General features: G+C 64.6%; 22 protein-coding genes and 1 pseudogene. 7 read left to right on the forward strand and 16 right to left on the reverse strand.

Annotated elements, in window-relative coordinates:
- Positions 1-37 precede the first annotated feature (37 nt).
- Entirely contained in the window at positions 38-1,390 is a 1,353-nt protein-coding gene (locus CSW57_RS04040) for a cryptochrome/photolyase family protein (RefSeq protein WP_099381530.1), read from the forward strand.
- A gap of 246 nt (positions 1,391-1,636) precedes the next feature.
- On the opposite strand, the gene CSW57_RS04045 is transcribed toward CSW57_RS04040, so the two are convergent.
- The 4 genes from CSW57_RS04045 to CSW57_RS04060 form a co-directional block, all read right to left on the reverse strand.
- Entirely contained in the window at positions 1,637-2,695 is a 1,059-nt protein-coding gene (locus tag CSW57_RS04045) for an ABC transporter substrate-binding protein (RefSeq protein WP_099381531.1), read from the reverse strand.
- A 146-nt stretch (positions 2,696-2,841) separates the two neighbouring features.
- A complete protein-coding gene (locus tag CSW57_RS04050) occupies positions 2,842-3,717 on the reverse strand; it encodes an ABC transporter permease (protein WP_223249018.1) in 876 nt (291 codons plus the stop codon).
- Positions 3,714-4,511, reverse strand: coding sequence for an ABC transporter permease (locus tag CSW57_RS04055; protein WP_099382034.1), 798 nt, complete (start codon positions 4,509-4,511; stop codon positions 3,714-3,716). The genes CSW57_RS04050 and CSW57_RS04055 overlap by 4 nt, the downstream gene beginning before the upstream one ends.
- A gap of 23 nt (positions 4,512-4,534) precedes the next feature.
- Entirely contained in the window at positions 4,535-5,374 is an 840-nt protein-coding gene (locus tag CSW57_RS04060; protein ID WP_099381532.1) for an ABC transporter ATP-binding protein, read from the reverse strand.
- A gap of 147 nt (positions 5,375-5,521) precedes the next feature.
- Between CSW57_RS04060 and CSW57_RS04065 the strand changes: the two genes are divergently transcribed.
- On the forward strand, positions 5,522-6,844 hold the full coding sequence (locus tag CSW57_RS04065; RefSeq protein ID WP_099381533.1) for a glycosyltransferase: 1,323 nt from the start codon (positions 5,522-5,524) through the stop codon (positions 6,842-6,844).
- Here CSW57_RS04065 and CSW57_RS04070 read toward each other — a convergent pair.
- The 6 genes from CSW57_RS04070 to CSW57_RS04095 form a co-directional block, all read right to left on the reverse strand.
- Complete coding sequence (locus tag CSW57_RS04070; protein ID WP_099381534.1) at positions 6,834-8,066, reverse strand: ABC transporter permease; 1,233 nt, start codon at positions 8,064-8,066, stop codon at positions 6,834-6,836. The two genes, CSW57_RS04065 and CSW57_RS04070, sit on opposite strands and share 11 nt — an antisense overlap.
- Positions 8,063-8,959, reverse strand: coding sequence for an ABC transporter ATP-binding protein (locus CSW57_RS04075; protein ID WP_099381535.1), 897 nt, complete (start codon positions 8,957-8,959; stop codon positions 8,063-8,065). The genes CSW57_RS04070 and CSW57_RS04075 overlap by 4 nt, the downstream gene beginning before the upstream one ends.
- Positions 8,956-9,585 carry a hypothetical protein gene (locus tag CSW57_RS04080; RefSeq protein ID WP_189339125.1) on the reverse strand — a complete coding sequence of 210 codons (630 nt, stop codon included), beginning with the start codon at positions 9,583-9,585 and terminating at the stop codon, positions 8,956-8,958. Before CSW57_RS04080 ends, CSW57_RS04075 begins: the two co-directional genes overlap by 4 nt.
- Entirely contained in the window at positions 9,582-9,857 is a 276-nt protein-coding gene (locus CSW57_RS04085; RefSeq protein ID WP_099381536.1) for a helix-turn-helix transcriptional regulator, read from the reverse strand. Before CSW57_RS04085 ends, CSW57_RS04080 begins: the two co-directional genes overlap by 4 nt.
- A gap of 75 nt (positions 9,858-9,932) precedes the next feature.
- Positions 9,933-10,982, reverse strand: a complete 1,050-nt coding sequence (locus CSW57_RS04090) for an esterase/lipase family protein (protein ID WP_099381537.1) — start codon at positions 10,980-10,982, stop codon at positions 9,933-9,935.
- A 144-nt stretch (positions 10,983-11,126) separates the two neighbouring features.
- Complete coding sequence (locus tag CSW57_RS04095; protein WP_099381538.1) at positions 11,127-12,248, reverse strand: NAD(P)-binding domain-containing protein; 1,122 nt, start codon at positions 12,246-12,248, stop codon at positions 11,127-11,129.
- A 30-nt stretch (positions 12,249-12,278) separates the two neighbouring features.
- On the opposite strand from CSW57_RS04095, the gene CSW57_RS04100 reads away from it, so the two are divergent.
- From CSW57_RS04100 to CSW57_RS04110, 3 genes are all read left to right on the forward strand, one after another.
- On the forward strand, positions 12,279-13,010 hold the full coding sequence (locus CSW57_RS04100; protein ID WP_099381539.1) for an enoyl-CoA hydratase: 732 nt from the start codon (positions 12,279-12,281) through the stop codon (positions 13,008-13,010).
- Between the two features lie 171 nt (positions 13,011-13,181).
- A complete protein-coding gene (locus tag CSW57_RS04105; protein ID WP_099381540.1) occupies positions 13,182-14,861 on the forward strand; it encodes a purine-cytosine permease family protein in 1,680 nt (559 codons plus the stop codon).
- 373 nt (positions 14,862-15,234) lie between these two features.
- Positions 15,235-15,891, forward strand: coding sequence for an SDR family oxidoreductase (locus tag CSW57_RS04110; RefSeq protein ID WP_099381541.1), 657 nt, complete (start codon positions 15,235-15,237; stop codon positions 15,889-15,891).
- 39 nt (positions 15,892-15,930) lie between these two features.
- Here the strand turns inward: CSW57_RS04110 and CSW57_RS04115 are convergent, their stop codons facing one another.
- The 3 genes and pseudogenes from CSW57_RS04115 to CSW57_RS04125 all read right to left on the reverse strand — a co-directional run bounded on the left by CSW57_RS04115 (position 15,931) and on the right by CSW57_RS04125 (position 18,944).
- On the reverse strand, positions 15,931-16,845 hold the full coding sequence (locus CSW57_RS04115; RefSeq protein ID WP_099381542.1) for a carbohydrate kinase family protein: 915 nt from the start codon (positions 16,843-16,845) through the stop codon (positions 15,931-15,933).
- A gap of 3 nt (positions 16,846-16,848) precedes the next feature.
- On the reverse strand, positions 16,849-17,499 hold the full coding sequence (locus CSW57_RS04120; RefSeq protein ID WP_099381543.1) for a class II aldolase/adducin family protein: 651 nt from the start codon (positions 17,497-17,499) through the stop codon (positions 16,849-16,851).
- Between the two features lie 70 nt (positions 17,500-17,569).
- Positions 17,570-18,944, reverse strand: a pseudogene (locus CSW57_RS04125) (styrene monooxygenase/indole monooxygenase family protein).
- Between the two features lie 329 nt (positions 18,945-19,273).
- On the opposite strand from CSW57_RS04125, the gene CSW57_RS04130 reads away from it, so the two are divergent.
- Together CSW57_RS04130 and CSW57_RS04135 are read left to right on the forward strand one after the other, a co-directional pair.
- The gene (locus tag CSW57_RS04130; RefSeq protein ID WP_099381544.1) at positions 19,274-20,086 is read left to right on the forward strand and encodes a mycofactocin-coupled SDR family oxidoreductase; all 813 of its coding nucleotides are present in this window, start codon (positions 19,274-19,276) and stop codon (positions 20,084-20,086) included.
- 63 nt (positions 20,087-20,149) lie between these two features.
- Complete coding sequence (locus CSW57_RS04135; RefSeq protein ID WP_099381545.1) at positions 20,150-21,682, forward strand: carboxyl transferase domain-containing protein; 1,533 nt, start codon at positions 20,150-20,152, stop codon at positions 21,680-21,682.
- Between the two features lie 202 nt (positions 21,683-21,884).
- Here CSW57_RS04135 and CSW57_RS24765 read toward each other — a convergent pair whose 3' ends face one another.
- The 3 genes from CSW57_RS24765 to CSW57_RS04150 all read right to left on the reverse strand — a co-directional run bounded on the left by CSW57_RS24765 (position 21,885) and on the right by CSW57_RS04150 (position 24,062).
- Positions 21,885-22,670 carry an HNH endonuclease signature motif containing protein gene (locus CSW57_RS24765; protein WP_317615569.1) on the reverse strand — a complete coding sequence of 262 codons (786 nt, stop codon included), beginning with the start codon at positions 22,668-22,670 and terminating at the stop codon, positions 21,885-21,887.
- Positions 22,595-23,323, reverse strand: a complete 729-nt coding sequence (locus CSW57_RS24770; protein ID WP_099381547.1) for a DUF222 domain-containing protein — start codon at positions 23,321-23,323, stop codon at positions 22,595-22,597. The genes CSW57_RS24765 and CSW57_RS24770 overlap by 76 nt, the downstream gene beginning before the upstream one ends.
- A 142-nt stretch (positions 23,324-23,465) precedes the next feature.
- On the reverse strand, positions 23,466-24,062 hold the full coding sequence (locus CSW57_RS04150) for a pyridoxamine 5'-phosphate oxidase family protein (RefSeq protein WP_223249019.1): 597 nt from the start codon (positions 24,060-24,062) through the stop codon (positions 23,466-23,468).
- Between the last annotated feature and the right edge of the window lie 89 nt (positions 24,063-24,151).

A 24,151-nucleotide genomic window follows, 5' to 3' on the forward strand; every position in this document is an offset into this window, starting at 1 on the left:
TACCACCCTTCGCCGCTGTTTTCGGCAGGATGGGTGCATGGACCAACAACCGATCCTGCTCTGGCTTCGTCGAGACCTGCGGCTGGGTGATCTGCCACCGCTGCTGGCCGCGGAGGGCAGGCGCGTCCTGGCCTGCTTTGTCCTCGACCCCAGACTCGAGGCATCGTCGGGCGATCGACGACTGGCGTTCTTGTACGAGTCGCTCCGTGATCTGCACAACCAGCTCGACGGCAGATTCCTGATCGTCCGCGGAGCGCCCGAGGATCAGATTCCCGCCATCGCGAAGGCCATCGACGCCGAGGCGGTGCACATCACCGCCGACTTCGCCCCGTACGGACGTCGCCGAGACCGCAAGGTGGACGAAGCGCTGGGCGACGTGCCGCTACGCGCCGAAGGATCGCCCTACGCGGTGACGCCCGGTCGCGTTCGCAAAGACGACGGTGAGCCCTACCGGGTGTTCACCCCTTACTTCCGTACGTGGAAGGCACACGGATGGCGGGAGCCGGCCGACACCGGACTGGAGTCCGCGGACTGGATCGACCCCCGTGACGTCGCAGGTGTCGAGTCCATCGACATTCCCGACCCGCCGGCCACACTCGACATTCCTGCCGGCGAGCACGCCGCGCACGAGCGTTTCGCCGAGTTCATCGCCGACGGCGTGCTCGGGTACGAGCAGGACCGCAACCGGCCCGATCTCGAGGCGTCCAGCCGGATGTCGGCGTATCTGAAGTACGGCAACATCCATCCGCGGGCGATGCTTGCCAAACTCGGCAAATCCGAGGGGACCGGACAGGCCGCCTACGTCAGGGAATTGGCGTTCCGCGACTTCTATGCCGATGTGCTGTACCAGCGACCCGATTCGGTGTGGTGGAACCTGAACAAGAAGTTCGATGCGATGGAGCACGACTCGGGAGCGGACGCCGATGCGGACTTCGATGCGTGGCGCGAGGGGAAGACCGGATATCCGATCGTCGACGCGGGTATGCGTCAGCTCTCGGGGAGTGGGTTCATGCACAATCGGCTGCGCATGATCGTCGCATCATTCTTGATCAAGGACCTGCACCTGCCGTGGCAGCGCGGCGCGGCATGGTTCCTCGATCAACTCATCGACGGCGACATGGCGAGCAACCAGCACGGTTGGCAGTGGGTCGCGGGGTCGGGAACCGATGCGGCACCGTACTTTCGGGTGTTCAACCCCACCACGCAGGGCAAGAAGTTCGATCCCTCCGGGGATTACGTACGTCGCTGGGTTCCCGAGCTCCGCTCCATTCCGGGTAGCGCGGTCCACGAACCCGGCGCACTGCGGCCCGACGACTACCCGGAGCCGATCGTGGACCACTCGGCACAGCGCCGGGTGGCCCTGGATCGCTACAACCACCTCCCCAGCTGACCATCGACCGTGCCGTTACTCCCGTCGATCGGGCCGTTACTCCCGTCGATCGGGCCGTTACTCCCGTCGATCGGGCCGTTACCCGCGTCGACCGTGCCGTTATCCCCATCAACCGTGCCGTAGTCCCCGTCGACCGTGCAGTTCTCCCGCGACTTGGCCCACCACTGGTTGCCCGGAGCACGTTCAGTGCGAACAAGGGCCCGCTCGTTGGGGTCAACGGCCCGGTCGACGGGTGATTGGGAAGGATCAGATCGGCTTCTTCAGCTCCGGGTTCTCCGCGTAGATCTCGTTGACGATCGACATGTCGAAGATGTCGGCCGGTTTGATGTCGTAGCCCGCCTTGGCAAGCGCTTCGATGTTCAGCTCGATCAGTTCATCTGACATCGTCAGCAGGCCATTGGCTTTGGTCTCGTCCGACACCACCAGGGTGTTCTGGGCTTCGGCTTCTTTGATCTGCTCGCCGAGTTCGAGGCCGAGATCCTTGCCGTACTTGGTGACGGCCAGCTCGGCCGACTTGGCCGGGTCGGCGACCGCGTCGTACCAGCCCTGGATGTCGGCCTTGATGAAAGCTTTGAGCTTGTCTCGCTCGTTGTCGATGGTCTCCTGGCGGACCACGAGGGTCTCGGCGACGAGGGGCAGATTGAAGTCGGCGAACAGGAAGTTCGCGTTGGGGAAACCGCCTTCTGCCAACGTAATCGGCTCATTAGTGACATACGAGACCCAGCCGTCGACCTCACCTTTGGTCAGTGGGGTCGGGTCGTACTGCACGGTGATCTTCTGAATGTCCGCGTCGGTCATGCCATTTGCGGTGAGCAGTGCCTTGAAGACGTTCTCGTTCGACGCCTGGACGCCGATCTTCTTGCCCTTCATATCCTCGGGACTCAGGATCGGGCTACCCGCCGACGACACGATGCAGAAGGGGTTCTTCTGGAACGTCGCAGCGACGGTCTTGAGCTTGGCGCCCTGCAGGATCACCGGGGCGGTCAGCTGCGGGGCGGTCATACCGATCCACACCTTGTTCGACGTCAGGCCCGTCTCGACGCCGGTGCCCGGCCCGCCGCCGGTGATCAGCTCGGGGGTGCCGAGTCCGGCGGCTTCGTAGTAGCCGTTCTCGATGGCGAAGTACTCGCCGGCGAACTCGATGTTCTTCTGCCACGACAACTGCACCTTGGGATTGGTGGTGCTGTCCCCGCCGCTGTCGCTGCTGCCGGAGCTGCAGGCAGCGAGAACACTGGCGCTTCCGACAGCGCCACCGGCGATCAGGGAGTACCGAAGGAAGGATCGGCGGTCGAACGTGTAAGCCATGTGCAGACTCCTGTTTTCAGTGAACGTCGGCGGTACTTCAGATCGAGATCCGCCTTCGGCAGAACTTAAGGTGGCGCGGTTTCGGCCACATTGCGCACGTGCGTTTGTTTGTAACGAGTTGTGAATCTGCGCCACCGGCAGCTGCCTTAGGTCGGGGTGGTGCCCATCTGCGCCAGCACGAGCTTCTCGGCGACACCGACAAACGCATAGAGCACGATGGAGGCGACCGTGATGACCAGCACCGACGCCCATAGCTCGTTGTAGGCTGCCGCGGGCAGCGCCTGCTGGAGGGTGGCGCCCAATCCCTTGTTGGTGCCGAGCCATTCGGCAACGGTGGCTCCGATCATGGCGCCGGGCACCGAGACCTTGGCCGCGGCGAACAGTGCTGGAACAGCCGAGGGCAACGCCGCCATCTTCATAGCCGTCAGGCGGGTTCCGCCGTAGGCCACGATCACGTCGTTGATCTGCCGCGGCGCATTCGCCAGTCCGGTCATGATCATCACCAACGCGGGGAAGAACACCACGATCCCGCCCATCACCGCGACGACGGCCACACCGCGTCCCACCACAAGCGTGATCAGCGGGGTCATCGCCACCAGCGGTACCGACCGCAGCAACATGGCGATCGGCATGAACGTCTGGGCAACCGGGCGGAACATCACGAACAGCGCGGCGGCGACCACTGCTGCGCCCATGCCGCACACGAACCCGATCCCGGCGTCTTTCAGCGTGATCCACAGATTGTCGAGGATCGCGCTGCGGTCGGCAGAGGCCGTCGGGTCGGTGAACAGGTAGTGGAACACGTCCACCGGGGTCTTGCCGATGATCGGGCCGATATCCGGGTACGCCAGCAGGAACAACCACCAGATGGCCAGGATCAGGAAGAACGAGATCACGAGCGAGCCGATGAACTTGGCGATCTCCCAGGCGATCGCCTTGCCGTTGCCGGCGTTTGCCCGCGTTGCTGCGGCCGCGGGAACCGGAGCGGTCGGTGGAGCTTGGGATGTGGTGGCGGCGGTCATTTGCTGCCTACCATTCCGGTGCTGTAGAGGGTGACGAAGACCGAGAAGAACGCCACGATGCCGTAGCCGATCCCGGCGACTGCTCCCGCCACGAGAGCGATCGCCCACACGGCCGGGATGTCGCCGCTTTGCTGGGCGATGATGAGCGCCGGCCCCGCACCCTTTTCCGGCATCGCCAGGAACTCGCCGAGCACGGCACCGAGCACCGCTGCCGGTGCGGCGATCTTCAACGCCCCGAAGGTGCTCGGCAGAGCTGAGATGATGCGTACCCGCACCAGCTGCGAAAAGGTGCCTCCGCCATACACTTTGACGAGGTCGAGACTGGCCTGATGTGGCGAGCGAAGGCCCGACAACGTTCCGATCATGGTGGTGAAGAACACCGAGATCGCCGCGAGGAACACGATCATGGTCTGTACCTCGGCAAACGCCACCTGCACGATGGGCGCAACCGCGATGATCGGCGTGCAGTAGCTGATGATGGCCAGCTGGGTGGCCACGCCCTCGATCAACGGGATGATCACCACCAGCAGCGCCAGGACGATGGCGAGTACGTTGCCCCACAGAAACCCTCGTAGAGACAGTTCGATCGTGGGTGTGAAGTTGTTGATGTAGTAGTCCCAACCCTTGTCCCCGATGGCGTCGATGACGGCCAGCGGGGTGGGGATGGTGCCTTTGAACCACTCGAAGTACCCGGCCATCGTCCAGATGATGAGGACCGCGACAATGCCGATTGCTCCTGCACCCCAGCGTTTCCCGACCAGTTGTGCCCGGCCGGTGATCTGCGCGCCGCCCATCCCTTTGCCTGCGGTGAGGGTGGTCACGCGACGCCCGCCGATCCCTTGTTGCCGAACAGCAGGCCGCTGAGGTGGTCATGCAGGGCGTGGAACTCGGGGGTCCGCATCATGTCGGGTACGCGCGGGCGGGGCAGGTCGATGGTGACCGTCTCCAGGACCCGTCCTGGTCGGGGACTCATCACGGCGACAACATCGGAGAGGAACACCGCTTCGGCGATGCCGTGGGTGACCATGAGTGTGGTGGCCGGCTTCTCGGTCCAGATGCGCAGCAGCTCGATGTTCAGGCGCTGGCGGGTCATGTCGTCGAGGGCACCGAAGGGTTCGTCGAGCAACAGTGCTGTGGGTTTGACGACCAGCGCGCGGGCGATGGATACGCGCTGACGCATGCCTCCGGACAGGGTGGCCGGTTTGGCCTTCTCGAAGCCCTTGAGACCGACCAGGGCGATCAGCTCGTCGATGAAACTCTTGTCGACGGAGATTCCCGCGACCTGCAACGGCAGCTTGATGTTCGATTCGACACTGCGCCACGGCAGCAGCGCGGAATCCTGGAAGGCGATGCCCAGCCCGTGTTGCGACTGGAGTTCTTTCGGTGAGCGCCCGTTCATCAGCGCCGTGCCGGCAGTGGCCTCTTCGAGACCCGCCAGGATGCGCAGGACCGTGGATTTTCCGCATCCGGACGGCCCGAGAAGCGACAGGAAAGCGCCTTCCGAGGTCTGCAGGTCGACGTTGTCGAGTGCGGTCACCGACGACCCGCCCCGCAGTCCCGCGGACTTGAACTCCTTGGTCAGCCCGGAGATGTTGATACCGGTGCCCAGCGGCCGGGCAGCCTTGGGTGCGGTAGGCGATTCGTCCGTAACACTCATCGACGGAGAGTCAGCGTGGGTCATATCGGGCGACGCTAGGCGTCTGGAGTTTCTTCGCGGTTACACCCGCGTTACCGCGGTCATCCGGACCTCACTGCGGCATCATTCCGCGCAGCGACAACACTTTTCGTTGTCTATCGTGCGGGCATGAGATTGGTGTTGATGTTCTACGGCAGCCGCGGCGACATCCAGCCGGGTCTGGCCTTCGGGCTCGATCTGCAGCGTCGCGGCCATGACGTCAGGATGGTCGTGCCGCCGAACTTCGTCCCGCTCGCCCGGGATCTCGGCCTGATCGCGTATTCGGTGGGTTCGGACACCGCCTCGGTGTGGGACAGCCCGCGAGGGCAGGAGATCCTGCGGACCAAGAACCCGTACATGAAGTTGCGGCTGGCCGGCGCTGCGATCAAGGAGGGTTTCGCAGCGTTCGACGCTGACGCGGTGGATCTGCTCACCGGACCCGACGCCGAACTCACCGGCGTGGACGGTGTGGTGAGCGGACCCCTCTGTCAGGAACGGATGTACTCGATCGCCGAGAAGCTCGGCGTGCCGTTCTCGGTGCTGCGTTTCGGACCGTTCTCAGAGAACGGCGTGGTCGGCGCCGTTCCCGGAGTCGTGCTGCCAGGTCCGGCTGCGATCAATCGTGCGTCGTGGAAGCTGGCCGACGCGCTGGGGTTCATGGTCGGGCGAGGTGCGGAGAACTCGTTCCGCGAAAGGCTCGGATTACCCGCTGTGCAGCAGTCGCTCCACCAGAGATTGATGACAGGCGAGGTTCTTCAGATCCAGGCCTACGATCCAGTGTTGTTCCCCGGTCTGGTCGAGGAATGGGGCAGTCGCAAGCCGATCGTCGGTTACCTCGATCTTCCCGCCGACGCGCGAGGTGAAGCAGCTGGGGATGCCGCTGCAACCCAGGAGGCCACCCGGGCTCTGGATCAGTGGCTGGCAGCAGGTGATCCACCGGTCTTCGTCACGGTGGGCAGTGTGCCGGTCCTCGATTCGGCCGCACTCACCCGGGTGATCACCGAAGCCTGTGCGGCGGTCGGGGTCCGCGCGCTGATCACGATGAAAGGGCGGACCACCGGACCCGACCCGTCGGATGACGGAGTGTTCTTCGCCGAATCGCTTGATCATGCGGCCGTGCTGCCACGGTGCCGCGCCGCGGTGCATCACGGTGGGGCAGGAACCACCGCCGCAGGACTGCGGGCCGGGTTGCCCACGATGGTCTGCCACGGTGGCGCCGACCAGGCGTACTGGGGCCGGCAGGTGAAAACTCTTGGCCTCGGGACCTTTTGCCGATTGAAGGGCTTGACCGCCGAGCGGTTGGCGGCCGGCCTGGAGGTGATCCTCGACCCTGCTGTCAGTACACGAGTGGCGGCGGTCGCCGGTGCACTGATCGCACCTGGCGCCGCCGCCACGCATGCCGCCCAACTCGTCGAGGACCGTTTCGGGGCGACTCGCTCGGTCAGCCCTTGATGGCTTCCTTCCACTTCACGCGGGCCCCTGTGCGCAGGATGTTGCGCTGGTAGATGCGGGCGGCGAGCCACGCCGCCACCGCACAAGCGATCATCATCAGGACGATGGTGACGATCACCTGGACCACCGTTGCGTCCCCGGTTGCTATCCGCACCGGCATGATCGACGCCGAGAACGGCGGTATCCACGCCAGCGTCTGCATCAACGTGCTGTCGAGGGAGCCGATGCCGAAGTAGGCCGAGTACACAACCGCCATCGCGAGGATGGTGAGCGGGGCCGAACTCGATCCGAGCTCCTCCTGCCGCGACACCACTGCGCCCGTTGCGGCGTACAGGGTTGCGAAGAAGACGAATCCCAGCACGAACCAGATGACAACCGCGACGAACATCGAACCGGCCGCCGTGGGCACGTCGAGAATGCCCGTGGCAAGGGCGGCTACGAGCGCGGTACCGCCCAACAGGACCACTTGCGCAAAGGCCATCAATCCGATGCCGACGATCTTGCCCCACAGCAGATGTAGCGGTTTGATCGTTGCGAGCAACAACTCGACCACCCGGGATGTCTTCTCTTCGACGACTCCCGCCGCCACCATGGAACCGCCTTGCAGTACGGCGAACATCAGCAGTGAGACACCGACGAGCGCCACGGCAATACGTTGCCCTTCATTGGGTTTGGCGGGGTCTGTCTCGCTGACGGTGAGTGTGGAGTCGGCGCTGATGGCCGAAAGGTCCACGTTCTCCGCGGCCAGGGCCTTGGTCAACCCGTCCTGACTCACGGCCGTTCGCAACACACCTTCGAGGCTGCCGTCGAGGTCGTCTTTGGTGACGGCTTCGTAGTTGTTGGTTCCGGCGGCGCCGGGGACCAACGCGACCTTCACGTCGCCTTCCTTCGCCTGCGCGCGGGCGTCGTCGGCGTTGCCGATGGGCACAATCTCGATGTTCTCCCCGGATGCGTCGCCGACCGCGACGATCGTCTCCGACAACTGCGAGTTGTCGCCCACCAGTCCGACTTTCGTCGGTTTGTCGTCGCCGGTGAAGATCGAGAGAACGATGATGCCGGCGACGATGACCACCAGCAGGATCACGTTGGTGATGAGGAACGACTTGGTGGCCGCGCGGGTGGTGATCTCGCGCCTGGCAACCAGGTTGATGGCTCGCCACGCGCTCATCCGGCCCGAGCCGGACGTCGGGTGCTTGTTCGGGTCGGAAGCGTTCACACTCATGCGGATACAACCTCTCGGAAGAGTTCGGTCAGGTCGGGTCGGGATTGGGCGAAGTGCGTGACCGGCCCCGTGGCGAGGGCAGCGGTCAGAATTGCCTGCTCGTCAGTTCCCGGCGTCATGCTCACCGTGGTGATCGACCCGTTCTGGATGGTGCCGACAACCCCGGGCAGATGATCGGCCCAGCCGGGCGGGGCTTGTGGTGCGCCGACGTCGAGCCGGATCTCGCCGGCCGACCGGAGTTCGTCCACGGTGCCCAGTGCCCGCATGGTGCCGGAGGAGATGATGCCGACCCGGTCACACAGGCGTTGCACGAGTTCGAGTTGGTGGCTCGAGAAGATGACCGGAACACCTTGCGCGGCTTTTTCTTTGAGCACGTCGCTCATCACGTCGACGGCGACGGGATCCAGGCCGGAGAACGGTTCGTCGAGCACCAGCACATCGGGGCTGTGAACAAGAGCGGCCGCCAGCTGTACACGCTGCTGATTGCCCAGGCTCAAGCTGTTCACGTCGTCGTTGATCCGCTCGTACACACCCAGCCGTCGTACCCAGGTCTCTACCTGGTCATCGGCCTCGGCGCGAGACAGGCCGTGCAACTGTGCGAGGAACGAGAGCTGTTTGCCCACCTTCATCTTGGGATACAGGCCACGTTCTTCGGGCATGTATCCGATGCGACGGCGCGTGTCGAGGTCGATGGGGGAATCGCCCAGCAGTACTCGACCCGAATCTGCCGACAGCACACCGAGGATGATGCGCATCGTGGTGGATTTTCCGGCGCCGTTGGAACCGACGAATCCGAAGATCTCGCCGGGGGCGACGGTGAAGGACATGTTGTCGAGGGCCTTGAGGGACCCGTATCTCTTACTGAGACCGTCGACGATGAGGGGAGCGTTCACTGTTCGAATCCTCCTGATTGGCTGACGTTTTCATTGGCCACCACCTGGGGATAGGTGGCGAAGTCCTCTGGATCGGGGTCGGGTAACCACCATCCGATCAGACAGGTGGGAATGCACGTGGCGGCGGTCACGAGGATGATGAGCAGAACGGCACTGCCGTAGATGGCCTGCGCGTCTACGCTGTCGCCGCGCCCGGTCGACAGGATGAGCAGAATCGCGTACGGGATGAACATCGAGATCCAGAGCGCGGTGTAGGCGATGGAACGTGCGGCGTTACGGCTGGCCAGTTGGATTTCATCGAGCACAGCGGCCGGCGCGTCGGACACGTTGAGGGTCACCACCTTCAAGGCGTAGACCAGGGGCAGCAGCGCGCAGAAGACCAGGCCGACAAACGGTACGGCCGCCCAATCGGTGAAGAACATCGCGATGGCCGTTGCGAAGATGAGGAGCATGGTGGCGATCAGCGCGATGATCAACCGGCGGGCCGACCGTCGGTTGCGTAGACCGTTGAACCTTGTGCCCGAGCGCGCCATGAACTTCTGATGCCGTCGTGCTTGCGCCGACTCGTACCCGCGCCACCATCCCGGGATGGCCTGCTGTGGGATGACAGAGTTGGGATCGTTCATGTTGGCCCTCCATTCGTGCGATACAACTGCGTCGACATCGCCCCGAACTCGTGGCGACTGAAGACGGCCTCCACCGGGAGCCCGAACACATCGCAGATGCGAAATGCCAGGTCGAGGCTGGGATAGTTGTCACCGCGTTCGAGCGATCCGATGGACTGGACGTTCACGCCCACCAGCTCGGCAAGTTGCGCGCGTGACATCCGGCGCTCGGCGCGTAGGACGCCGATGCGGTTGTAGATCGGCAGATGGCCTGCCTTCTTGACCGGACTCACACGGTCAATTGTTGGGAAAACACAACAGAATGTCAATGTTTGCCATATGTGGAGGGCGCTTTGTGATCGCCAGCCTCACGAATTCTCCGCGATCACCATCTCGAGGATGCCCGTGCCCAGCGCGATCGGCCTGCAGGTGGGTGCCGCCGAGGCCGGATCGAGGGCATTGAGTAGAAGCCCGACGGCATAGTCGTCGTAAGGCAGACGGAAATGGCCGCTCAGATCGGCCGGGCAGCGATCCTGGATGAACAGATTTGTTGCGCCGGCACCTTTGAGTGCAACGGTCGCCGCCGGCTGGATCACTTCGTCCACCTGCGTGCCGATAGTGGTGTACTCGACGCCGGGGACCGTGTCGTTGCCACCATCGTTGAGTTCGGCGAGCAGCGGTGAACCCTGCACTTGCTGCCACAGTGCGGTGGAGACCAGCTCGGGTGGGATCACGGTGGCGGCGACGTCGAGAGCGCCGGGGATCCGGGCGGCAATCGGCACCAACCCGTACAGGGAGCTGCCGTACGACGGGGATGCCAGACCCACCCAATGCCCGACCTTCGTCGACCCACCCAGGCGGTTGACGAAATACCGGCCGACCGTGGCGCCCTGCGAATACCCGACGATGTCCAGCCTCGTGGCTCCCGTCTCTTTCAGTACCTCGGCCGCGAAGCCGCCCACCTGCCGAGCGCTCTCCACGATGTCTTCGGTGCCGAAGTTGTCGCCACCCGCACGCCCGCCGAAGTTCACCGCGAACACGCAGAAGCCCTCGGCGGCGAGCCGGGGCCCGATCTTCGCGAAATCGGAGTAGGCGCTCGAATCCGTGCCGTGGAGCAGAAGAACCGGCCGCGGGTGCGTCGGTGATGGGGTGCAGGCGAAGTCGTTGACGCCGGGCGGCGCCGAACCCGGGTGATCGCCGACATGGCGGGAGGCCTCATGATGCGTGTTCTGAGCCGGGCCGGGAAGCGTGGGTACCTCCCACAGCGACACCGTCGATTCTTTGACGCTGTCTGATCCCTGGATGCTGTCGGCAGCGGCTGGGGAAACCGAGATGAAGGCGAGGAGCACGGAAATCGTTGCCGCGGCGCATAAAGTCCGGCGTCGGCCCGGGCCACGTCTGCTGTCCGTGTATCGCATCGCACACCTCACCTCGGCCCGACCCGCTGTAGATCGATTTGACCATCTCAGCTGAGGACGAACCGGATTTCGGGCGGAATGTGGTCTGAACGTTGCAGTGCACTGCCACTGTGCTGCGGCCGCGGCACCAGTCGAACTGGCGCGTCAGGCGAGAATGTTCTGCACCACCCGGGCCGCCTCGCGGCCTGCGCGGTTCGCGCCGATGGTGGAGGCAGAAGGGCCATAGCCCAGCAGTTGCAAACGAGGTGTTGATGCGACGACGGTCGCCAGCCGGCCGGTCATCACGATGCCGCCGCCCGGAGCCCGCAACTTCAGTGGCGCCAGATGGTCCAGGGCGCTCCGAAAGCCGGTGCACCACAGGATGACGTCGACATCCAGATGATCACCACCGCCACCTCCGCCCTCGGGTGTCCCACAGTCCCAGCACACTCCCGTGGGTGTGATGCGGGTGAACATCGGTCGCCACGCGAGGATGCCGTCCGCGCGTGCGGCGCGTATCGCGTCGTTCTCGGGCAGCCCCGTCACCGACACCACCGACCCGGGCGGAAGCCCGGCGCGCACACGTTCCTCGACGCGCGCCACTGCGGCCCGGCCATGTTCGGGGGTGAACGGGGCACTGTTGAAATGGGGTTCGGTGCGACTGCACCAAAAGGTCTGTGCGCCTTCGGCATTGCGTGCGATCTCGATCAGCAACTGGATGGCCGAGATGCCGGCTCCCACCACGAGAACACGCTTACCGTCGAAATCGGTCGGCCTGCTGTAGTCGTGGGTGTGCAGTTGTGTCCCGGTGAACGTCTCGATACCCGGCACATACGGGATGAATGGTCGATCCCAGGTTCCGGTTGCGTTGATCACGGTGCGCGCCATCAGCTGTGAGCCATCAGAGGCCGAGACCAAGAAGTCGTCGCCGTCGAATGACACCGACCGGACGTCGACAGGTCGATGCACGTCGAGTCCGAACCGCTGTTCGTACTGACCGAAGTAGTCGGGCACCGCCGTGGACGCCGGCCACTGGTCGCATTCGACGCCGAGCGCTTCCGACAGGCCGAAGCCGGGAAGGTCGTGCACGTTGTTGGCCCCGGCCAAAGTCAATGTCGGCCAACGGAACTGCCACGCGCCTCCGGGCCCGGGGGAGTGGTCGACGATCATGGTTCGATCACGGAGGCCGTATTTGCCCAGGTAATACCCGGCCGATAGGCCCGCCTGCCCGGCACCGATGACGAGTACATCGGTACGCGCCCGGTCTCCGAAGGCGTTGGAGTTCACCTGTCGAACAATAGCGGTACGCTGACGCCCATGATTGGGACCAGCCGGGATGGCGATGTGCTGACCATCGAACTGCAGCGAGAGCGGCAGCGGAACGCACTCAATTACGAACTGGTGGAAGCGCTGTCGGTGGCGATGACCGACGCGGCAGGGTCGGGGGTGCGGGCAATCGTCCTCACCGGTCAGGGAACCGTTTTCTGTGCGGGCGCGGATCTGTCCGGCCCGGTCTACGAGCAGACCTTTCTCGATGAACTGCTGGCGATGCTCCGGGTTGTCGAGAGCGTCCCGGTACCGGTGATCGCCGCGCTGAACGGCGCCGCGTTGGGGGCCGGACTCCAGCTCGCGATGGCCGCTGATCTGCGGGTGATGTCGCCGTCGGCGTGGTGCGGCATCCCCGCAGCAAAGATCGGTGTGACAGTTGACGAATGGACCATCAAGCGTCTCGTCTCGCTTGTCGGTGCGGGTGATGCGGCGGGCATCCTGATCGGTTGTGACTCGCTCAGTGCCGACAGAGCTGCTGCCGTCGGTTTCGCCAACCGGATCGGCGATCTGGCCGAGGCGCAGCAGTGGGCCGCGAGCATCGCCGCGCTGGCCCCACTGACCCTGCAGCACTACAAGCTGGTTCTCGGCGACGACGGTGCCCGTGACGAGGCCGCACCCGACCACGTCGCAGCGATGGTCAGGGCCTGGCAGAGCCAGGACATGGCCGAGGGCCGCGCCGCCCGGGTCGAGCGACGTCAGCCGAACTTCATCGGGAAGTAGAACCTCCCCGGCCTTTCCAAACCGGTCCTGGCCACGACCCCTCGACGATCCCCGTGCTCAAGTGGGTTTTCGTGGTGGTAACACGGCTGCAGCCTCCCAGATACACGGCGGCCTTACGTTCCTCGCAGTCTCTGGTTCAGAGAAAACGTGGGCATGACGCGAGGGAGAGATATGTCTGCAGACAAAACGGTGGATCCGATAGCCGCGGGGGAATTGCCGACCAACATCAACGCGATGAGCGAGACGCTGGAGGACTACACCCTTCGTTTCGCGCCTCGCAGTTATCGCAAGTGGGGCCCCGCGGTGGTCGCCACGTCGGCTCTGGGTGGCATCGCCTACCTGGCCGACTTCGCCATCGGTGCCAACATCGGCATCGCCAACGGCACGGGAAACGCGTTGTGGGGCATCCTCATCTTCGCGGTGGTCATCGTCCTCACCGGCTACCCGCTGGCGTACTACGCCGCCCGGTACAACATCGACCTCGACCTCATCACCCGTGGCAGCGGCTTCGGCTACTACGGCTCGGTGGTCACCAACGTCATCTTCGCGTCCTTCACGTTCATCTTCTTCGCCCTCGAGGGCTCGATCATGGCGCAGGGCCTCAAACTGGGTCTCCACATCCCGCTGTGGCTCGGCTACCTCATCTCATCGGTGATGGTGATCCCGTTGGTCATCTACGGCATGAACACACTGGCAAAACTGCAGGTGTGGACCACGCCCCTGTGGCTGGTGATGATGGTGCTGCCGTTTGTCTACCTCGTGATCAAGCACCCCGACGCGATCGGAGACTTCCTCGCATTCAGTGGCGGCACCGACGCCCAGGGCGGACACGGCGTCAACTTCGCCGGCATCATGCTCGCCGCCGGTGTATGTCTGTCGCTGATCGCGCAGATCGCCGAGCAGATCGACTACTTGCGGTTCATGCCTCCCAAGACACCGGAGAACTCGCGTCGCTGGTGGATCGCTGTGATCACCGCAGGACCGGGCTGGGTGTTCTTCGGTGCGATCAAGCAGATCGTCGGCTTGTTCCTGGCCGTCTACCTGATCATGAACTTCGCCGACCAGGCCGGAGTCGCCAACGAACCCGTGGAGCAATTCCTCGCAGTCTACGAAGAGTTCATGCCGCACTGGTTGGCGATGACCCTCGCCGTCATCCTCGTGGTCATCTCGCAGATCAAGATCAACGTGACCAACGCGTATTCGGGCTCGCTGGCCTGGACCAACAGCTTCACCCGTATCACCAAGACCTACCCGGGTCGACTGTTCTTCGTCTTCTTCAACGTGGCGATCGCGCTGGTGTTGATGGAAGCCAACATGTTCAGCTTCCTGAACAACATCCTCAACTTCTACGCGAACATCGCCATCGCATGGATCGTCGTGGTGGCCTCGGACATCGTGTTCAACAAGTACGTCCTGAAGCTCTCGCCCAAGGTGCCCGAGTTCCGCAGGGGGATGCTGTACAACTTCAACCCGGTCGGGTTCGTCAGCGTGATCCTCGCCGGCGGGTTGTCGGTGCTGGTGTACTTCCACGCTTTCGGTGATGCCATCCAGCCGTACTCGCCGATCGTCGCAACCATCCTCGCGCTGGTGTTGCCGCCGATCATCGCGGTGATCACCAAGGGCAAGTACTACCTGCGACGCACCGACGACGGAATCGACCTGCCGATGTTCGACGAGTACGGCAACCCGTCGGATGCCAAGTTGCTGTGTTCGGTGACCGGTATCGAGTTCGAGCGCCCCGACATGCTCGCCTCGAACAAACCCGGCCCGAACGGTGAGAAGCAGTACATCAGCTCGCTGGCACTGTCCTGCGACAAGACCGGAGAGCACGTGTTGCCTGCCCAGAAGTAGCGCGCCTGTTCTGACCGGCAGCTCCACCCGTCTGCGACTGGGACGGGTGGAGCTGTTCTGTCTGTCCCCCCGCCGACCGGGCCGTAACTCCCGCCGACCGGGCCGTTACTCCCGCCGACCGGGCCGTTACTCCCGTCGACCGGGCCGTTACTCCCGTCGACCGGGCTCTTGTTGCCGTCGACCGGGCCGTAACTCCCGTCGAGCGGGCCGTTACTCCCGTCGAGCGGGCCGAAGTTCCCGTCGACCGGGCCGAAGTTCCCGTCGACCGGGCTGTTCCCATCACCGTGCCCCTCGGAATGTCGCGACGGCCGGTCTTGTTGTGCTCCTCAGTGCTCCAACACGCAGGGCCCATCAACGACGAAGGGAACGATGCATGTCACGAATCGCCATCATCGGAGGCCACGGCAAGATCGCGCTGAAGCTGGCCAAGATCTTGACCGGCCAGGGACATCAGGTCAGCTCCCTGATCCGCAATCCAGACCAGTCGGACGACATCACGCAGGCCGGGGCCACCCCGGTCATCGCAGATGTGGAAAACCTCTCGACTGACGAGATCGCCGAGGCCATCAAGGGCCACGACGCCGTGGTGTTCTCTGCCGGCGCCGGGGGTGGCAGCCCCGAGCGCACGTACGCCGTGGACCGTGATGCCGCCATCCGCAGTATCGACGCGGCGCAGCAGGCCGGCATCACCCGCTACGTCCAGGTGTCGTACTTCGGTGCCGGACCGGATCATGGTGTTCCCGAGGACAATTCGTTCCATGCCTACGCCGAAGCCAAGGCGGCAGCCGACGAGCATCTCCGTCAGACCACACTCCTCTGGACGATCGTGGGACCGAGCGCTCTCGCCGATGAACCCGGTACGGGCCGGATCGCCACCAAGGAACGCGGCGCCGAAGCCGGAACCAGCGTGTCCCGCGACGACGTGGCAGAGGTCCTGGCTGCAGTCCTCGAGACGCAGTCCAGCGTCGGAACGACGGTTGAGTTCACCGGTGGTCAGACGCCCATCGCCGACGCCGTGAAAGGCGTCTGACGGACCTGTCTCTTTCGCAACCTCAGGCCGGCGGCAACCTCAGGCCGGTAGGCCGGCGGTTGCCGATTCCCAGTCGAAGTCGCCGTGATCGCTGCCCAGCCCGGTGGCGACCACTCCGGCCACCGCGCAGCCGAGCTGAGCTGACCGCAGCAGGCTGAAGTCGCGGAGACGACCCGCGATGAATCCGGCCGAGAACGCATCACCGCAGCCGCTGGTGTCGACAACCTCGACATCGGTGGCTGCGGCGCGTTCGGCACTGTCGCCGGTGACAACCCAGGCACCGTCTGCGCCCGCAGTGGCCGCCACACACGCCACACCCCGGTCGATGAGGGCGCGACAACCGGCCACAAGATCGGTGGCACCCGTGAAGCCCAGCACCTGCTCGTCGTTCGGCAGCAGGTAATCCAGGTGTGGCAGAACGGGTTCGATCCACGACAGCACCCCGGGATCTCCCGGCGCCAGAATGTCGGCCGAGACGCGGACACCCGCGGCCCGGATTCGTTCCAGTACCCCTGCCAATTCCGATGGGTTGAGCAGTTCGGGCGCGCCGATGTGTACGTGATCCGCGGACGTGAGAAGGTCCAGCGGCACACGATCGAGCGGGTACGCCAGATTGGCGCCGGGCATGTGCAGTGCGGGCCGGTCGCCGTTGCTGCGGATGGGCAACACACTCATCGACGTCGGTTGATCATCCACTCGCAGAAGGTGTTCGGTGACCACACCGCGACGCTGCAGCATCGTGATGAGCAGGTCGGCGGAGTCGTCGCGACCGACGGCGCCGACCGTCGACACCACCGCTCCGAGTTTGGCCAGCGTGATGGCGGTGCCACCGGCCGGCCCCGCGGGCACCAACCGGATGTGGGGGACAAGGGCCGCGCCCTGGCCGTCAGGTATCGAATCAACCGGGTGGACAACCACATCGAGTACATGGGCTCCGAACGTCACGACCTGCATGCATCATCTCCTGGGTAGCGGTGAGTAGCCGCAGTTCGCCGCGGCGACGGCCACCGCGATCAGCTGGTCTCGGCTGAGCACGGCGCCATCGCCGACGGCGGCTGTCCGTAAGTAGATCTCGGCCAGCCATTCCACCAATTCGATGCGCTCACAGGCTGCTTCGACCGTAGGGCCGTAGGCGACGGAACCGTGGTTGCGCATCAGGGCGGCAGTCCGCTCGGTCAGCGCCTCGGCCACGGCGTCGGTGAGTTCCTGGGTGCCGAAGATCTCGTGGGGCGCCACGCGCACGGCGCCACCGACCAACGCCGCGGTGTAATGCACCGCAGGCAGTTCATCGACGAGGTTGGCCACCGCGATGGAAGCCACCGGATGGGCGTGTGCGACCGCGGCCGCATCGGTGGAGCGGTAAATCTCCAGGTGCAGGAGCAGCTCGGACGTCGGGACGTGATCGGTGTCCTCGACTACGTGTCCGTCGAGGTCGGTCACCACCAATTGGTCGGCGGTCAGCGATTCGAGAACAGCACCGCTGGCTGTGACGAGCACCCGATCGCCGACCCTCGTCGACAGGTTGCCACCCGTGCCGATCACCAGGCTGTGATCGGCGAGGCGGTGCGCGGCCTCGACCAGATCCGCTCGCCGCTCTTCGACAGTCATGGTGCTGACAATAACGGGCGATGGCGGCGATCCATCACGGATCGCCGCCATCGCCCGTTGGTTCAGGTGGTCAGCCGACCGGGGTCAGCGAACGGTAGGTCGACCGTGAGAACCTCCCTGCCGGTTCGAACTTCGCGAGGATGGAGTCGGCGTCCTCTCCGGTCACCTGCGTGATCAGCGACTTGGCGTCGTCTACGGAGTTGATGGAGAGCACCGGCGACGGATCCGAGAGCAGGCCGAACAGCGCTGAGCCGAACTTGGGGTTGGTTGCCGCAGCCGGGAACAGCACCGCGGCGTATTCTTGGAACACCGGGTCGCGCAGGAAGATCCGGGTGGCGAGGTTGGCGGCGTCCACACGGCTGGTCAGGAAGTTGTTGTAGGTGGCGGTGATCCAGGCGTCGTCGAACTCGCCCTCGTGGTCCTTGGCGGCGGCCACGAACTGTGCGGCCTGGATGAACCCGCTCTGCGCTCCTTGGCCCGTGATGGGGTCGTAGGCCACGGCTGTATCACCAAGAGCAACCACCCGGTGTCCACTTGCCGTGTGCCCGAGCGCGTTTCGCACGGTGGGCGTGACCGCTCCCTGGAGCCAGGAGTGAGGGTCCTCCTCGATGACCTGGGTGCTGAGCACCTCGGGCAGGTCCCAGTCGAAGTATTCGCGATGCAAGTCGATCACTACTTTGTGGGCTGAGTGCGCGTCGGTGACCGACTGGAACCGGCGTTCCCATTCACTGCCGGGTTGCGCCCACCCGAGGAACGACCATGACGGTCCGGCGTCTTTGTGCAGGTAGGGGCCCCACCAGCCCTCGCCCTGGTCGGCGAAGTTGAACGCCTGGTGCTTCGGGCCCGCGGGGCTGCGGTGCGCGAACACATCTGGGTCGTGACCCAGCCCGGTCACGGTGAGCAGGAGGACGCTGCGTTGTGGGCTCTTGTAGGGTGACCGTGATTCGTCGACGGTGAACAGGCTGGACAGTCCGGCCTTGCCGGTGGCGACGAAGGGTCAGGTCGTTCTCGGCTGCGATGGAGTCGAGGCGGCCCGGATCGACGTTCTCGACCACGAACCGACCACCCTTTTCGAGGAACAGGGTGAGACGCTCGTCGACCTTGAGTCTGGTGTCGACACCGATCGCCTCGAATCCGGGGAACTCTGCGTCGAAGTCGAGGAGCTCGGTGTAGTCGTGCCCACTGCCGGTGATGGTGCGAGCGCTGATCCCGGTGACCTGCGGCGCCCGGCCGGCGAAGTTGTCGACACCCAAGGCCGTCTCGGATTGCTGCGACAGGCCGAACGTCACCGCGGTGCCGGTGGCGGATACGTCGTGCAGCAAGCTCCTCTGATCACGCTCGCTGTAGACGGTCACGTCGAATCCTGCGTTGAGGAAGCCGACGGCCGCCGAGACGCCTGTTTGACCTGCGCCGATGATGGCGACGGAACGGTTGGTGTTGCTCATGCAACGATCTCCTGTGTTTGTGCGAATGATGTTGTTCGAGAATCGAATACGGAGTGATTACGATGCGGGCGACGTCATGACTGTCCGGCAGTCGCTCCGGTACATCGCCGTGGTTCGGCCCACCAGGGGACTTCGGTGGAAATAGTCATGCCGTCGAATCTCATGCCGGTGAGCATTCGCTGATTCGCGATACCGCGGAAGGATTCGACTCAGGCCGAAGTTAAGTGCATCTGAGCGACCACTGCATCTCAGCTCATGCAGGCCAATTACAGTCGGTTCGAGCGCTCGCGACGGCGACGTGCCGCGGGGAACAACGATTGGTGGGCGTAGTGACACGGCTGGCGAACAGGGTCGCATTCATCACGGGAGTGGCCCGCGGACAGGGTCGCGCGCATGCGGTGCGGCTGGCGCGTGAAGGCGCCGACATCGTGGGTGTTGATCTTGCCGGGCAGTTGCCGGGTGTTCCGTACGACTCGGCGACGCCGGCCGAACTCGCCGAGACCGCGGATTTGGTCGAGGCCGAGGGTCGCAGCGCACTTCTTCGTCAGGGCGATGTTCGCGACCTCGAGGGGCTACGGACCCTCGCCGCGGATGCGGTGAACCAGTTCGGTGGGCTCGACATCGTGGTCGCCAACGCCGGCATCTGTATTCCGGCCACCTGGGACGAGGCGACCCCGGAGATGTTCCGCGATCACATGGACATCAACGTCACCGGCGTGTGGAACACCGTGATGGCGACGGCGCCTCACCTCGTCGAGCGTGGAGGCGGGTCGGTCATTCTGATCAGCTCGTATGCCGGAAAGAAGGTGCAGCCGTTCATGGTGCACTACACCACCAGCAAGCATGCCGTCACCGGCATGACCCGGGCGTTCGCTGCCGAATTGGGTGCGCACAACGTGAGGGTCAACAGCGTGCATCCGGGTGCCGTCGCCACGCCGATGGGGTCGGGCGACATGGTGGCCCGCATCGAAGAGACCAATGCAGCCAATCCGCGATTGGCGCCCATGGGTACTCCGTTTCTCAACCAGTACGCAGCAGCCCCGGATGAGGTGTCCAACGTGGTCGCGTTCTTGGCGTCGGACGAGTCGTCGTTCATGACTGCCGAACACATCTCGGTCGACGGAGGAGCCCAGTACTTCTGACCGGGACGTGACGAATCCGCCATCTGCGCTGGCAACGGTGGGCAAGGGTTCTACGGTTGATGGGTGACTGATCGGACGGATCGACCCGAGCGCATCTCGGCGACGCAATTGCTGGCCAAGCTCGCTGACGAGGGCAGTTGGCACCCGTGGGACTCGCAGATCACGGCGCTTCCGGACGATGCCGGGTACGCCGCGGACATTGGTCGCGCCCGCGAGAACACCGGACTCGACGAGTCGATCATCTGCGGTGAAGCGGACGTCAACGGGGTGCGAATGGCCGTTGTTGTCAGTGAGTTCGGTTTTCTGGGCGGGTCGATCGGCAGGGACGCGGGACGTCGCGTGGTCACCGCGATCCGCCGAGCGACTGCTCAAGGTCTGCCGTTGCTCGCCCTCCCGGCGTCGGGCGGGACGCGGATGCAGGAGGGGACTGCGGCTTTTCTGCAGATGGTGAACATCACGGCGGCAGTCGTAGATCACAAAGCCGCGCATCTTCCGTACGTGGTGTATCTGCGTCATCCGACCACCGGTGGGGTGTTCGCCTCGTGGGGGTCGCTGGGACACGTGACGTTGGCCGAGCCGGGCGCTCTTGTCGGCTTTCTCGGCCCGCGAGTGTATGAGGGCTTGTACGGCGAGGCGTTTCCTGAGGGCGTCCAGGTGTCGGAGAACCTGCGTTCACACGGTCTGGTGGATCTTGTTGTGGCGGTTGATGATTTGGGTTTCACCGCATCACGCATCATCAGGCTTCTGGTCGATCCGCTGGTGGACGCCGATCACTCGCGACGTGAGCCGGCCGTGCCGTCTTCTGCCCCGGCACTGTCCGAGGGGACTGTGGGTGAATCGTCGGCCTGGAATGTGGTGGAGCAATCGAGGGATCCCGGCCGACCAGGCGTGAGTCAGTTGCTGCGCCAGTCGGCCGACGAGGCGGTGGAATTGGCCGGTGGCGGCGAACTGGATTCGCGCAGCGGCATCATTCTCGCGTTGGCGCGTTTTGGTGGGCATTCGGTGGTGGTGGTCGGGCAGGACCGCAACCGTCAGGTGCCCGGCTCGCTGGTGGGACCTGCAGATTTGCGGCTTGCCCGCCGGGGTATGAGGTTGGCGCAGAGTTTGCATCTGCCGCTGGTGACGGTGATCGACACTCCGGGCGCCGATCTGTCCGCCGAAGCCGAAGAGTCGGGCCTGGCCAACGAGATCGCTCATTGCATCGCGGAGCTGACTGCGTTGACGGTGCCGACGGTGGCGGTGCTGCTGGGTCAGGGGGCTGGGGGAGCCGCGCTGGCACTGTTCCCTGCGGATCGGGTGGTGGCCATGGAGAACTCGTGGTTGTCTCCGCTGCCGCCGGAGGGCGCCAGCCTGATTGTCTATCGGGACACCGACCACGCGGCCGACATGGCACGGAGCCAGGGAATCCGTGCCACCGATCTTCACGCCGCCGGCATCGTGGACGTGGTGGTTCCCGAGGCCGCGTTGGGCGGCTTTCTGCCGGAGCTGGGTGACCGGCTCGCCGCCGAGATCGAGGCGTTGGACGACAGCACGGTTGAAGCCCGCGCCGGGTGGCGGACGGAACGTCTCCGGCGCATCGGTGGTGTCGAGATCTGAACTGGTTGAAACAGTTTCGGCCAGACGGCTATGCGACATCCTCAAACCAACTCTCGGGAGGTGGGCAGGGGTCGGGTAGCTGTGCCACCTCGTCGATCCAGCGTTGTTCTTCTCGATGCCAGATCGGGTGCTCGATCCGCCATTTTTGCTCGGCCAGTTCGTGTTTGGCTCGCTGGCGAAACCATGCTGCGTGAGCTTCTTCTTATTCGCGCCGTTCGTCTACCATTCGCTGGTATCGCCGGTCGGGGAAATGCGTGTCGTTCGGAGTCAGCGCGTCGTCGGTGCCGCGTTGCCTCCACCCGACGCGGCCGACCCATTCTGGGGGTCCGGTTTCCGAGGTGATGAGCTCGGTGATCCAGCCGCCCTCTCCGTCGTGGACCTGAGCGTGGTCGCCGTCGCATACGAGGGTCAGGACGGTGATGTCGGTGCGTCCACCGTCTTTCCATTCGTGCATGTGATGCACTGCGGTCCGGGTGGCAGGCTGATCGCAGCCGGGTCGCGAACATCCGCGTTCGGCCGCGATCAATGCGATTCGCTGGATCGCCGATGCCAGACGTTTTTCGCGGCCGAGAAACAGCGGCCGGTGTGCGTTGTCGAGCAGCGCAAGGAACTTTCGGTTGCTACCTGCCAGTGCGAGTGCATCCCGGACGGGGAGGGTGCCTCCCGATGCGGTGGTGGCAATGCCGGTCTCGGCCTCCAGATCGTCGAGCGTCATGGTTGCCACGACGATGGCCGGCTGTCCGCGGTGCTTTCCGAGAGTGTCCGACCCGACGACCGTCTCCAGCATCTTCTTGAACGCGTCATGGTTGCGTTGACCCTGTGTGCGGTTGTCTCGTTCGGCGGCGGCAGCGAGAACCGTGCTGTCAACGAGATCGGTGTCGCCGCCGGGTGATTCGGGGTCGTCGGGGTTGTTCATGCCTGGCTGCGCCCATTTCGCTGCGACAACGTCCCAGAGTGCACGAGTCGCGGGATCCAGCGTCCCGGAGATCCCCTCATGTGGTCGACGTCTTGGCGCCCCGGCGTCAGGTCGCGACGGCGGGCCCGGTCGGCGTCGTCGGTGTACTCGCCATCGGGGTTGAGGTAGGCAAGCAACCGCTGCGCAACGCTTTCCAGCTGATCTGGCGACAGCGCACAGGCCTGGTTTGCCAGATCCGATTCGATGGTTGACCAGTGTCCTGGCGTCCGTAGAGAATTGGGCAACTTGGCCAGTGCGCGGTGAATCACCCGGTAGTGCGCAAACTCCAAGTCACCGGCGTCCATCGCCGCCGCTGCAGCCGGATACGCGGCAGGCCGCAGTTCTCCGTTGAGTTCGTGCCAATACCCCACTCGCTCAGCGGCTTTGCTGCGGGCGCTGGCTTCGGAGGGGGTGAGCCGCAGTAGTGTCGAGAGAAACCTGGCCGGCTTGAGTCCTCGTTTTGCCGCGACACCACGCTCACGCAGTTCCACCGCCCATCGGATCTTCACCGCATCATCTCGGCGCGCGCCAGTCTCGACCATCGCGGTGGCCGCGACCACCTCGTCGTCGGTCATCGACGACAACGGCACCGCCAGCAGTTGTTGCGAGACGGCCTCGCGGACGGCCACCAACGCGCCGGCATCCAGTTGCTGGATGGCGGCGATCAGATCGGCCGTTTCGCTCATGTGTTCGATTTTAGAGGAGGGGTCTGACAATCAACCGAGCTCGACCCACCCGACTGAATTCGCTCCACCTATTTGCGTTCGAGCCCGGTGCAACCGGCTCGAACGCAGGCGAGCGGAGCGAACTTGGCCGGCCGCCGCCCCGTCACCCCAACCGCCGCACCGACTCCGGAACGTCACCGGCGGTATGGGTGACCGGCTCGCCGTAGACCAGTCGCATCGGCACCTCGCCGGTCCAGCCGGCAGCATCGTCGTCACCGGGGCCGCCCCTGCGCGCCTTCGTGATCCATTGCCCATCGATGATGGGTAGTGACAGCACCAGTGTCGCGGCCAGTTGTTTGCTCGTGTGTGGTGGCACCTCGGCACTGCGGCCCGGGAGAATGCTGTCGCTGAGGGCGGTCAGAGCCTGCGCCGGGTCGAGCGACGACTTCTCGATGACACCGCGAACAACTGCCGACCGGTAGTTCATGGAGTGATCGAAGAGCGTGTCGGCCACCACGAGTCCATCGGCGATGAACGCTGACAGCGCCACCGGGGCACCTGCTGCGATGTGTCGCAGAGCGCCTGCTCCTGTGGAACCGTGCAAGAGGATCTCGTCATCGTGCCGAGCGAAGAGCATCGGAACAGACCAGGGAAGGCCGTCGACCACTGTGGTCACGGTGGCCACTTTGGCTTCGTCGAGTATCTGGTCGAGCAGTGCGCGATCGCCCTGGCGTTCCTTGCGGCGATTGAGTTGGTCCACGGTGAGTCCTTTGTCGTCGGTGCACGCACAACGTCCCAAGAGCGCCCCGCCACGTCAAGCCGATTTGCAGGTCTCACCCCTGCCGGCCT

This window comes from Williamsia muralis, from assembly GCF_002735905.1.
Lineage (GTDB): Bacteria > Actinomycetota > Actinomycetes > Mycobacteriales > Mycobacteriaceae > Williamsia > Williamsia muralis_A.

What these genes read in the sequence shown, in the direction of transcription:
- CSW57_RS04110 (WP_099381541.1), top strand. Translation starts at nt 15,235, where the DNA reads ATGTCACGAATCGCCATCATCGGAGGCCACGGCAAGATCGCGCTGAAG.
- CSW57_RS04120 (WP_099381543.1), bottom strand. Translation starts at nt 17,499, where the DNA reads ATGACTGTCGAAGAGCGGCGAGCGGATCTGGTCGAGGCCGCGCACCGC.
- CSW57_RS04115 (WP_099381542.1), bottom strand. Translation starts at nt 16,845, where the DNA reads ATGCAGGTCGTGACGTTCGGAGCCCATGTACTCGATGTGGTTGTCCAC.
- CSW57_RS04065 (WP_099381533.1), top strand. Translation starts at nt 5,522, where the DNA reads ATGAGATTGGTGTTGATGTTCTACGGCAGCCGCGGCGACATCCAGCCG.
- CSW57_RS04080 (WP_189339125.1), bottom strand. Translation starts at nt 9,585, where the DNA reads ATGAACGATCCCAACTCTGTCATCCCACAGCAGGCCATCCCGGGATGG.
- CSW57_RS04050 (WP_223249018.1), bottom strand. Translation starts at nt 3,717, where the DNA reads ATGACCGCCGCCACCACATCCCAAGCTCCACCGACCGCTCCGGTTCCC.
- CSW57_RS04105 (WP_099381540.1), top strand. Translation starts at nt 13,182, where the DNA reads ATGTCTGCAGACAAAACGGTGGATCCGATAGCCGCGGGGGAATTGCCG.
- CSW57_RS04070 (WP_099381534.1), bottom strand. Translation starts at nt 8,066, where the DNA reads ATGAGTGTGAACGCTTCCGACCCGAACAAGCACCCGACGTCCGGCTCG.
- CSW57_RS04045 (WP_099381531.1), bottom strand. Translation starts at nt 2,695, where the DNA reads ATGGCTTACACGTTCGACCGCCGATCCTTCCTTCGGTACTCCCTGATC.
- CSW57_RS04060 (WP_099381532.1), bottom strand. Translation starts at nt 5,374, where the DNA reads ATGAGTGTTACGGACGAATCGCCTACCGCACCCAAGGCTGCCCGGCCG.
- CSW57_RS04090 (WP_099381537.1), bottom strand. Translation starts at nt 10,982, where the DNA reads ATGCGATACACGGACAGCAGACGTGGCCCGGGCCGACGCCGGACTTTA.
- CSW57_RS24770 (WP_099381547.1), bottom strand. Translation starts at nt 23,323, where the DNA reads ATGAGCGAAACGGCCGATCTGATCGCCGCCATCCAGCAACTGGATGCC.
- CSW57_RS04055 (WP_099382034.1), bottom strand. Translation starts at nt 4,511, where the DNA reads ATGGGCGGCGCGCAGATCACCGGCCGGGCACAACTGGTCGGGAAACGC.
- CSW57_RS04100 (WP_099381539.1), top strand. Translation starts at nt 12,279, where the DNA reads ATGATTGGGACCAGCCGGGATGGCGATGTGCTGACCATCGAACTGCAG.
- CSW57_RS04040 (WP_099381530.1), top strand. Translation starts at nt 38, where the DNA reads ATGGACCAACAACCGATCCTGCTCTGGCTTCGTCGAGACCTGCGGCTG.